At 44.5% G+C, this 10,949-nt stretch carries 7 protein-coding genes; 4 read left to right on the top strand and 3 right to left on the bottom strand.

Annotated elements, in window-relative coordinates; genetic code table 11:
- From B5J93_RS12495 to B5J93_RS12485, 3 genes are all read left to right on the top strand, one after another.
- On the top strand, nt 1–1,066 hold a 1,066-nt coding region (locus B5J93_RS12495), incomplete at its 5' end, for a calcium-binding protein (protein ID WP_276526531.1).
- A 497-nt stretch (nt 1,067–1,563) separates the two neighbouring features.
- Nucleotides 1,564–3,897 (top strand): hypothetical protein, encoded by a 2,334-nt coding sequence (locus B5J93_RS12490; protein ID WP_079326674.1) that lies wholly within the window; start codon nt 1,564–1,566, stop codon nt 3,895–3,897.
- Nucleotides 3,898–4,120: 223 nt separating this feature from the next.
- Nucleotides 4,121–5,956 carry a hypothetical protein gene (locus tag B5J93_RS12485; RefSeq protein ID WP_079326673.1) on the top strand — a complete coding sequence of 612 codons (1,836 nt, stop codon included), beginning with the start codon at nt 4,121–4,123 and terminating at the stop codon, nt 5,954–5,956.
- Nucleotides 5,957–6,201: 245 nt separating this feature from the next.
- Here B5J93_RS12485 and B5J93_RS12480 read toward each other — a convergent pair whose 3' ends face one another.
- From B5J93_RS12480 to B5J93_RS12470, 3 genes are all read right to left on the bottom strand, one after another.
- On the bottom strand, nt 6,202–6,756 hold the full coding sequence (locus B5J93_RS12480) for an acyl-CoA thioesterase (RefSeq protein WP_079326672.1): 555 nt from the start codon (nt 6,754–6,756) through the stop codon (nt 6,202–6,204).
- A 40-nt stretch (nt 6,757–6,796) separates the two neighbouring features.
- The gene (locus B5J93_RS12475) at nt 6,797–8,830 is read right to left on the bottom strand and encodes a UvrD-helicase domain-containing protein (RefSeq protein ID WP_079326671.1); all 2,034 of its coding nucleotides are present in this window, start codon (nt 8,828–8,830) and stop codon (nt 6,797–6,799) included.
- Between the two features lie 283 nt (nt 8,831–9,113).
- Entirely contained in the window at nt 9,114–10,007 is an 894-nt protein-coding gene (locus B5J93_RS12470) for a hypothetical protein (RefSeq protein ID WP_079326670.1), read from the bottom strand.
- A 181-nt stretch (nt 10,008–10,188) separates the two neighbouring features.
- Between B5J93_RS12470 and B5J93_RS12465 the strand changes: the two genes are divergently transcribed.
- Nucleotides 10,189–10,797 (top strand): META domain-containing protein, encoded by a 609-nt coding sequence (locus B5J93_RS12465; RefSeq protein ID WP_079326669.1) that lies wholly within the window; start codon nt 10,189–10,191, stop codon nt 10,795–10,797.
- Nucleotides 10,798–10,949: the final 152 nt, after the last annotated feature.

Raw genomic sequence — 10,949 nt, 5'->3', positions numbered from 1 at the left:
TAATCACAGTGCAGGGACGTTCGTTAATCTAAGCGTTGTGAATACACCATCAACGGATACCACAACCACCCCCAAACCAACAAACCCAACCACGCCCACCATGCCACAAACAGGCAATCTTGTCAAAGACACCAAAGGCAACGACACCCTAAAAGGCGATGGCAAGGACACCACCTTTGTCTATACAGGTGGTAAGGACACGCTTACTGACACAGGAGGAAAAGACACCCTTGTCTTTGGTAGTGGCATTACCTTTAACCAAGTGGGTTCAGGGCTAATGCAATCAGGCAATGACCTTATTTTACGGGTGAATGGCAGTACCGCCAACCAAATTACCCTAAAAAATTTCTTTGCAGACCAAAGCACTATCATTGAAACCATCAAGTTTGAGACAGGCGGTCAGATTGATTACAAGCAAATCTATGAGTTGTTTGGTAAAACCGTACCAGCCGATACACCTGCCCCAACAACAAACGACACCACAACACCCACCACGTCAACGGTCAGCCCACAAAACAGCTTTATTGGCACCAATAAAGCCGACAAACTAACTGGTGCCGATGGCAATGACCAATTACAGGGCTTAGCAGGGGCAGACACCTTAGATGGCAAAGCAGGACATGACATTCTCATCGGTGGCAGTGGCAATGACAGCCTTATCGGTGGCAGTGGCAATGACCTATACTACTTTACCAAAGGTTTTGGCAAAGACACCATCGTTAATACAGGCGGTGGCTATGACAACATCTACTTTGATGGCATAAGCTTTAACCAAGTTGGCAGGGGTCTTACCAAGATGAATAATGACCTTATTCTAAAAGTATCTGGAAGCACTGATAAGCTGACCATCAAAGACTTCTTTACAGGAGGCGATAATGCTGACATCAATATCAGCTTTGCTGACGGCGGTAGCATTAGTGCCACAGAGCTACTTGGTCTGTTCAAGTCAAGTAAAACTGCCACCCATACAGACATTGACGGCTTTAACAAAGCACTCGATGTGTCTTTGGCACTAATGGAGGAATTTAAGACCCTCACCACAGAGGGTGGTACGACAATTATTTAAGTTTGACTTTACTTGTGTTTTATCTTACGCCCTCAAATTTAGGTTTGGGGGCGTTTTATGTGGGTTGTTTGGGGTGGTGTTTTGCAGTTGGTTAATGCACCCAACCCAAATCCATGAATTTTTTATGAAAAAAACATGGAAAAAGCAAAAACCAATTTAAAAATGATAAAATTTGTGTATAATCTAATCTGCTTAAGGCGTGTTGAACTTTTATATTTGCAATGAAAAATGAGGAAAATCGCACGTTTTTCAAGGAAAAAGTGAAGTTTGATAGTCGTTCTATCAAACAAGCTTTTATTATGAAAAACATCCGACCACTTAATCTGATAAATCTTAAGATTTTAACTTAATTTTAAAAATTAAGTGGTCGGATAGCCATTTTTCATGCAAAAACATTGTTTTATTTCTAAAACATTTCTATATTTTAAATTGTGTTATAAATGTTCAACACGCCCTATCCAGATTAAAAGTATCAATAACCCACCCAAGGACACATCATGCCCAAAATACCCCAAATGCCTAAGCCATCCCCCAAAGCACTAAGCCTAGCCATGGCAGGTGTGCTACTCTGTGCCTGCCAGTCTACCCCCAGCACACACAGCACCACACCCACGCCTGCCCATAACATCACGCACATCGACAAAAGCCTGTCACCATCCAAACTGGCACAGCACGACCTAGTCACAGCACTACGCCGGCACATGAATGCCGAGCGTTATGCGGTGTCCACTTATCATTATGCCGTCCAGCCCCTAGCAGTCAGCGAGATTGACAAAGACTCGGACAGTGCCTTTACCACCTTTATCAAGGTCATGGATTATAAGGAGAAGACTCACAAGACTGATGATGACGCAAGCGAGCCTTATATGACCATCAGCGACTATTTGGGGGAGGATGGCGAGCTTGGCGACTTGCCTTATCTACGCTATGATGATGAACAAAATGGACTCACCTCTGATACCGTGACCCGTGCGGTCGGCATGAGCGAAGAGTATCAAACGGTGTCAGATGAGATTAACATGTTGGCACATGAGCTAGAAAGCCATGCAATTCTCTCTACTTTCGTAGGCATGGATGGTTTTGTCAAAGATAATGGGCGTTTTGACCAACAAGCTTTTAAAAAGCACATCAATGACTTTGATCGCTCTTTTCAAACCAACGCCAATGCCTTGCTTGCCACCGCCCAAGGCTACCAAAAACAAGACATTCACCAACTACAAGCCTGTGCCACCACCTTTAAACAGAGTGCCATAAATACCGCCAAGCACATCAAGACAACCGATGATATTACAAATCATGGCGATGAGTTATTTTCATTAGTAACTTCTGTAGATTCTTGCACTCATGCTGTTACTGGCGGAACACAGTTACTTCATCCTTATCATTACATCTCCAACCAAACAACCCAGCAAGAGTTGCAACAACAAGCAAGTGCAAAAGAGTGTGCCACTCATGCCACCGCTCAAAATCAGGCTTTGGTTCAGTCAGGCAAAGACCACATCAAGCATGCCAATGAGTTTAATGCAGTTCATGAAGAATATATATCGTGCCATGAGTCGTTAGCAGAGTCTGCCATAGATGACGATGATTATTATGAAAGCCATGACCCCTACTCAAGCGTGTTCGGCTCACTTCGTGCCTATCGTGAGATGAAAGAACAAAAGCGTGAGCAGGGCAAAACAGACGTACAAAGCCGTGATTATGGGCTGTCGTCCTTGCTTGGGGGGATATTTAAAATGAACCGAACCCCCGAACAGGTCACCGCCCAAAACCTATATCAGTATCAGCACCTAAGCATCCAAGGTCTCTCCCACCATGAACCGAGTGCCAAACGCAGTCAGCATTTGTGGTCGATTGACTATGACAGCCCCACCGCCACTTATTCCATGCAACTGCCTGTGCGTGCCGACCACGCCAAAGGCGAGCTGACCGCCGATGTCTCAGCCGTCTTGCCACTGGTCGCACTCATCAGTCCCAAGCACGCTCCCCTGCCCAAAGACGTGCCAGACGGTCTGATGTCCTTTGCCCTGCCTGATGAATTACAAAAACAGATACCTACTGACATAATTTATACGGCAATCTCTGATAGTATCATCGCAGGCATGGATGGACTAAATGGCGAGAAGTTTACGCCCATGGACATCAGTCAAGACGCCTTTGCCAAAGAAGTTGGGGCAAGTCGTGCCATCAAGGTTGAGTTTGGTGCCAAAGAAATGGGTAAAGCCTACGCCATCATCGCCAAGCACGTCGGGCGTGATTTGCATGCTTATGTGGACAAGCACCCCGAGTATTATGCCGACAAAGTCAGCGACCACACCGACGCTGACGGCAACCCCATCAGCACGCCAAACACCATCAAATCCATCATTGACAACTTTACCATGCTAAACAGCAGTTATCGCACGGATGACGCGGGCGGACTGTTCGGGGCGGTTGAAGGCATACTACCTTTTGCCTTGAACACGACCAGCTATGTCTATCTTGACCGCCAAGGCAACATCATCGCCACCCAAACCCTAAGCAGTCTGGACGAGCACATCAGTGGCATGACCACCCAAAGCCTAAACCAAGTCCGCTATGACAAGGGGCTGTTTGACAAACACGCTTTGGCACGCCAATTTAAAGACACCTTTGCCAAAACGACCGCCGTGGACGGCGTGGCACTCATCAAGCAAGCCAAAAAAGAAAACGAACAGCAATATGAAGCATTCATGGCACGCTATGGTTATGATTATGAGCTTAGCCCATCAGATGACTACGAATGCGATACAGCCTGTGCAGCAGCCGAAGTGGCAACGGCGGCAGCAATGGCGGCAGAAGAAGCAAGATAACCATTTACAAGGCTTGCCCCATTCTTGGCTTGATTTGATTAAATTACATTAAATTAACTTGATTGATAGAACTGATAAAATCGGTAAAATTGACAAAATTGCTAAAAACCAGCATTGCAATACTGGTAAATTTATTTTTGTCATTTTAAACTTTACAAATCAATACCTTATCATCAGCCAAGATTGGGACTTATCCCGATTAATATACTCATTAAGGAAAACCATGAAAACACTACCTTATCGCACACTAAGTTTGGCTGTTGTCAGCTGTCTGATGACCGCCTGTGCCACCACGCAAGCCCCACAGTCCGCCACCGCTAATACCGACCATCACGCCAAAGAAGTTCTAGCCAAAGCGGTCAAATCACAACTTCGCTCATCATTTAGCTACGAGACAAATGCCTATGTCTCTAACGACATCCGCCGTCACGCCCTAAAAGACGTCACTGACAGCACGCCAGCTGACGACTGCGAAGCGGTGCATGACCATGCTTATGTCCGCCTGCTTCAAACTGCTAAGACGGACAACCTGCCCATCAGCGATGACAAATACCAAGCCCATCGCACCAAAATCAAAGACGACTTTTTGGCATGCCGTGATGAACAAGAACAAGCATCCGCCTATCAGCCTTTTGATTTTGAAAATTTTTATGAACAAAGCAGACAGCTGACCCCCGATGAGCAAGAACAGGCATTCATCCACGCCATCAGCACTCACCTAGATGGTCAGACCAATGAGCCATCCGCCCGTCCTGCCACGCCCCTAGACGCCAAAAAAGCCGAGCTACTGCACGAGTATCTCATCACCCCATCTAGCGTGCGTGTGGTCGGCAGTTATCAACCCCTACAAGGCAAGTTTACCGCCTTGCCCATGCTAGACTACACCGCCAAAAACCTGCACATGTCCATCAATCAGCCCCTATACATCGACCTAAAAGCAGGGGGCATTTATCTGTGGGCGGATAACTTTGCTCTACTAAACAGCGAACTGCTTGACGCCAAACTGGGCGACAGCTGGCAAGGCAAATGGCTGTACATCCCCATCAATGACGGCAGTCTGCCCGAGAGCTTTACCCGTGATTTAATCAAAGCCTACCTAAACGCCAAAAAAGAGAGCTTTATGGCACTGCCCCAAGACGGTTTTGTCATGGCAGGGGCGGATGAGCTTAGCCAGTTGCCGTTTATCGCCAATAACCTGCCTGCCGATAAACTAACCCTTATCCAAAACACGCCCACCATCATCAAAAATAACGTCAAAGAGTCTGCCAAAGCGTACAGCAACTATGTCTTTGCCGACACACTCTACCAAGAGATGACCGCCAAATATCCAACACTCACTCAGCAGATGCCCGATTTTTATGAGCGTGAGATTATTGACGGTGAGAGCGTGATTCATGTGATAAATGCCGACAGCGACACCGCCCAGACAGAGATAGAAGCAGGGACGGACACCGCTGATGATAGCCGTGATGACTTTGTGGTCAATAGCGAGCTACTCATGCGTGGGCTATTTTTGTATCTGCAACGGCAAATCGAGAGCTACTATGGCGAGCTACATAGCACCGATGGCACACCCCAAGAAGACCGCCCTATTTCTAAATATGCCCCCGCCACGCATTATGGTGTCTCACATGGCAAAATCGCTTGGGTGCATCAGCGTCACTATCTTACCGATGACACGGTCGGAGCCAGATACATGGATAAAGCAGGCGTGACGAGCAGTGAACCGCTGTTTGTGGATGTCTTTACCCAAATCTTTCAAAACGCCAAACACGTAAATGAGTTCGCTCGCCTGCCATCTGCCAGTCAAACGCCCAATGCCGACAACAGCGTCAATCTCTTTACCTACCAAGATGCTCTGCGAGCCAGATTCAAGGAGACAGGCGAGAAGCCACCGTTTATGGAGCATTACTCTCGTTATGCCTTAGGCGGTGCCAGTAATGATTATGGCTATGGCGATGATTATGGCGATTACAGCGATGAGCTTTATGAAGATTACAGCGATGAAGATTATCTTGATGAAGACATGGATAATAACGGCAAACCCAGCGATAAATGAGTGTGTTTGGTGATTTTAACCTATATAAAAAGGGGATATACTCTATCCTCTTTTGTGTATTACACCCAACCAACTTGATATTTACCACGGGTTTGTAGGGGTTGGCTCTGCACACCCTTTGATGATATTACTATACAAGGCGTGCTCAGCACGCCCCTACGTCCACACATCATTGTATTTGTAGTAATTTTAAAGTTTCTTGGGTGTATATGTTCTATAAAGCCTTTTAAAAGGTTTGCTGATATTTAATGCGGAAACGGTCGCTGTTTGTCCGCCTCTATCCACGCTTGCACCCATTCATCAGGCGGTAGGCTCACCCCGTCATAGCCAAGCGATGATAACACCTGTGCGGTCGGTATGGGTTTGCCCGTCATAAAGTTGGTTACCGCCGTACGAAGCAGTGCATGACAAGTGCATTTGCCATCCACCCACATCGTCTGCTCCATATAAAACCACTTATCATCAATGGCACATACCCGAGTTTTCATCAGCACTTTATCAAAGAGTCGCACACGTTTGCGATACTGAATGGTACTGCCTGCCACCACCAAACCCCACCGATTTTGTACGAGTTTTTTGCCCAGACCTGTACGAATGGCAAAGTCATTTCGCCCTAGGTCAAACAACGTCAAAATCCGCCCATTGTTCATCTCAAAGAAGTTATCAATGTCATTCACATTGGCGGTAAAGCGATACTCGGTCGTGTCAGTCAGACCTGCCACCATGCCTGACTTTTTGCTTTTGCGATAAGCGGTTGCACTGCTGATGATGTTTTGGGTTAGGCGTAAAAATGGATACATAATATACTCAGATTTTTATAAATGGATTAGTGATAAACGATTAGCCTTTACGTTTGGCGGCAAGCATTGCCTGAATGTTCGCCAAATAGTCTGTGGCAACCTTGTTCGGGTCGGCAGATTTTTGGCGTTTGGCAGGATAATCAATGTGGTCGCTTGGCAACTCATCCAAAAAGCGTGACGGCGTGGTCTGGCGATACTCTTTGCCCGCCCTGCGTTTTTGGGCATACATCAAGGTCAGCTCATGCCTTGCTCGTGTGATACCCACATACATGAGACGACGTTCTTCTTCGACCGTCTCCGAGACAATAGAATTACGGTGTGGCAAGATGTCTTCTTCGACCCCAATGATATACACAAAATCAAATTCAAGCCCCTTAGCGGCGTGCAGGGTCATGAGATTAACTTTGTTGGTATTTTCTTCTTCTTGCTGTTGTTCTAGCATGTCTAGTAGCACAAGCTTGCGAATCACCGCTTCAATGCTTTTTTCATCATCATCTTCGGCACGGTCTATGAGTGCATGAATGGACGAGTACAAGGATTCGATGTTGTCAAGGCGGTTTTTTTCTTGTTGGGGTGTTTTGCTGTCTTCTTTGATGTAGTCAAGATACCCCGTCTCCATAATCATCTGACGCACCAGTGGCATGGGGTCGGGATTATCATAAAGCTCACGGGTATAATGCTCAATAAACTCTCCAAAACTGGCAAGCGTCGCCCCTGCCTTTGCCCCCACTGCCGATTTTAGCCCCGCATGAGAGCAGGCAGACAGTAGCGATAAGCCATGTTCTTGGGCGACCAGTCCGAGCTTTTCTAAGGTTGCCGAACCCATGCCACGTTTGGGCGTGTTGATGATCCGCAAAAATGCCGCGTCATCATCAGGATTTAGGATAATCCGCAAATAACTCATGACGTCCTTAATCTCCGTGCGAGCAAAAAATGACGTACCGCCCGAGAGCTTATACGGCACTTGTAGTGAACGCAGTTCGGCTTCTAGCACCCGAGCCTGAAAGTTGGAGCGATACAGCACGGCATACTGCTCCCATGAGTTGTTATGTCTTAGGCGGTGCGTCACTATCTCTTTTGCCACACGCTCTGCTTCCACCCCATCATCGGGCGAGCTTAGCACCCGAATCAGCTCGCCATGCCCTTTATCCGACCACAGCGATTTTTCAAAAATATGCTCATTATTGGTAATCACGGCATTGGCAGACGCCAATATGCGATTGGTAGAGCGGTAGTTTTGTTCTAGCTTGACAACATGCAGAGCGGGGAAATCCTGCTTTAACAACGCCATGTTCTCAGGCTTTGCCCCACGCCACGCATAGATAGATTGGTCATCATCGCCCACCACCGTGAACCTTGCCCGAATGCCTACCAGTAGCTTGATAAGCTCATACTGAGCGGTATTGGTGTCTTGGTACTCGTCCACGAGCAGGTAGCGAATGCGGTTTTGCCATTTTTCCCGCACTCGCTCATTTTCTTTTAAAATACGGGCAGGTAGGACAATCAAATCATCAAAATCCACCGCATTATATGCTCGCAAATTCCGCTCATACAGCCCATACAGATGAGCGAAAATCACATCTTCGGGGTTGGTCAGTGTCCGCTCAGCATCTTCGGGGGCGACTAAGTCATTTTTCCAGTCACTAATCATCTTAATCGCCTTACCCACCATGTCCGCACGCTCCGCCCCTGATAGGTTATCACGCACCATCAGCTCGGCAAGCAGGCGTTTGCTGTCATCGGCATCCATGATACTAAAATTGCCTTTTAGGGGCGTGTTAATGAGTTCATACCGCAAAAACTGCAAACCAAACTGGTGAAACGTGGACACCGTCAGCCCACGAGTTTTCTCGCTTGGCAAGAGTTTTTTGACACGCTCTTTCATCTCCCTTGCCGCCTTATTGGTAAAGGTCATTGCCGTGATACGCTCGGCAGGCGTGTTGCAGTTTTGGACAAGATGAGCGATTTTTTGGGTAATCACAGACGTTTTGCCCGACCCTGCCCCTGCCAGAACGAGCAAAGGGCCTGAAACATGGGCTAGGGCTTCTTGTTGGCGGGGATTTAGTTGACTCATAATCTAAATTCTTCGGGCAAATAGTTGCCTATTATAATGGATTTTGGCAAATTGGGCAAAAGTTTGTGGTAAATTTATCGGTAATATGAAGTATTGTTATGTCATATTTTTGGTTAAAATTTATCCACATTACATAGAAAGGTGCATAACACGCACCTGATGATTTTTATTAAATCTCTTTCCAAACTAAAAATAAACCCTTATAAACACTGGGTTTGAAGTTTTTAAGAATCTATAAAAATCGGGGTTTGAAAAGAAGTCTATTATTTAAAATTATTTCAAATCAAGTCAAATAAAACAAACACCACACCGCACACACGCCCAAGACAATCCCCATACCGTTAATTTTGGAGATTTTTTCTTTAAAAATAAATAACCCCACAACCGCTCCCAAACATATCACGCCGATATTCATGCCAGCAAATACCAAGGTTGGGTCATCTTTATAGGCTTGATGAGCTTTGATATAAAATAAAATATTAAAAAAGTTTAATACCCCAAGCAAAATCCCACTAATCAAACTTTTACCTTGCCATTTGGTTTTATTGATTATTAGATAAATAAATAACAAGACAAATGCCAATATAAAGCTCACAAGTAAGGTATTGGCAAAGGCATTACCTAATTTTGCCATTTGTTTAAATAAAATATCAATCACGCCATAGCCTGCCCATACTCCGCCTAATATTAAAGCGGTGTTTTTGATATTTAATGAATTATCTGTTTTGGCATGATTGGTTTTTAGGCTGTTTTTTAAATTGGCTTTTGGGTTGGGTTTATAAGTTAGGGCAATGAGTGATGAAAACGCCAAAATAATGCCCACACCTTTGGCAAGTGTTAAACTTTCTCCAAATATGGTAAATGACGCCAATATCGGCAAAAATAACGCCAAACGCTGTGCCACGTCCGATTTGGCAATGCCAACGAGTTGCACCGCCTTTGCCATGATGATAAATACGCTCGGCAACAGCACGCCCAAGGCGATGACGATAAATGCCCCATTTGCCATAATTTCGCTGACATTTAAACTGGGCTTTAATAAGAAAATACATAAAATAATAGCGGTGATATAATTCACCAAAATGGCTTGGGCAATATCAATATCTTGACGGCGTGCCACTTTTAGAAAAATAGACACCAAGACACTGGCACAAATGGCAGAGATTAGAAAAATCATGGATGAAATATTTTGTTACAAATTGGTGTGATATTATAACCATGATTGGGCGTGTTTGTCAAGTGGCGTGAAGGGGTGTTCACCAAATTAACCAAGATGTCCGCCCTTTTATCCAATTCTCCATTTGAAATCATCAATATGATGTGTGACAATAAAGCATCAAACTTAACAAGCACACAGCATGATAAACATAAAAATTTCTATTCTTTTATTCATAATGTTACTTTCTGCCTGCACCAACCACAATCAAAATTCAAAAAACACGATTGAACATGATGTCAATATCACCAATATCAGCAAAGACAACAACAAACCACCGCCAGCATTACCAACCAATGATGAACTATTAAGCTCCCTAAAATCTAATGATTGGCAAAAATTAGCGTTAACTTATGAAAATATATCCAATCAGTGGCGATTGATTGTAGTAAGTGATATAAATTTTAACAACCTAAATTTGCCGATTGTTAAAAAAGATGATTTTATATTGATTTTTGAAAAAAGTGTAGAATTAGACAATCATTGGATGTACATGCCCAATAATTGCAACAGCATGAATGGTGAATTTGTACTCACCAAGACGGGCATAAAAATTCAAGGTAGCCTACCAACAACTGAAATGGCTTGCTCACCACTACATAAAGATTTAGATGACAACATTATCCATACTGTTATTTTAAATGGTGATTATGAAATTTATCAAAAAGAAATGCAAAAGATTTTAAAAATAACCCACAATCATCAATATTGGCTATTTATCAACACAGTTGCGACAAAGCCTGGCTTATGACAAATTTCAAATTCGTTAGATGTGATATTTATTTAAAGCAAAGCGAATATTTGGGTCATAGTTAATATAAGTTTGATAAGACTTGGCATTCTGCATTTTGATGATTTAGAGAGCATAAAACAGATAAATCACAAATGCAAATCATGTCCACA

The organism is Moraxella equi, assembly GCF_002027555.1.
GTDB lineage: Bacteria > Pseudomonadota > Gammaproteobacteria > Pseudomonadales > Moraxellaceae > Moraxella > Moraxella equi.
Note: the sequence above shows the minus strand (reverse complement) of the source record. Positions and strands in the feature narration are given on the sequence as shown.